Annotated in this window: 1 protein-coding gene; it reads left to right on the top strand. The window is 70.4% G+C overall.

Annotated features, from left to right (window positions below; genetic code table 11):
• Window positions 1–8 precede the first annotated feature (8 nt).
• The coding region (locus VT52_RS34865; RefSeq protein WP_276208004.1) for an Ig-like domain-containing protein at window positions 9–611 on the top strand (603 nt) is incomplete at its 3' end.

Here is a 611-nt window from a genome sequence, read left to right as displayed (position 1 = left end):
TCGGTGGCGTGGCGACCCTGACGACATCGACCCTCCCCGTAGGGGTGCGTGGGGTTCGAGCCGTCTACGGGGGCGACGCGAACTTCAACGGATCCACTTCGCCCACCGTCAACGCCACGGTCACCAAGGCCAGTACGAGCACCGTGCTCACCTCGGCACCGGACCCCTCGGTGTTCGGTCAGGCGAAGACCCTGACGGCGACCGTGTCCGCGGTCGCGCCGGGTGGCGGCACGCCGGCCGGTACGGTCAGCTTCTTCGAGGGCGCCACCCTCCTCGGTACCGGGACGCTGAGCGGTGGCACGGCCACCCTCACCACGTCCAGCCTCGGCGTCGGCACCCACCCCCTGACCGCCGTCTACCAAGGGAACACGAGCTACCTCACGTCCACGTCCCCGGTGGACAGTCAGACGGTGACGCAGGCGGCGAGTGCGACCGTGCTCACGTCCGCTCCTGATCCGTCGGTGTTCGGGCAGGGGAAGATCTTGACGGCGACGGTGTCCGCGGTCGCGCCGGGTGCGGGGACGCCGACCGGTACGGTCAGTTTCTTCGAGGGCGCCACGCTGCTGGGTACCGGGACGCTGAGCGGCGGTACGGCCACGCTCACCACGTCC

Origin of the sequence: Streptomyces malaysiense, from assembly GCF_000980885.2 — a bacterium.
Taxonomy (GTDB): domain Bacteria; phylum Actinomycetota; class Actinomycetes; order Streptomycetales; family Streptomycetaceae; genus Streptomyces; species Streptomyces malaysiense.
Note: the sequence above shows the minus strand (reverse complement) of the source record. Positions and strands in the feature narration are given on the sequence as shown.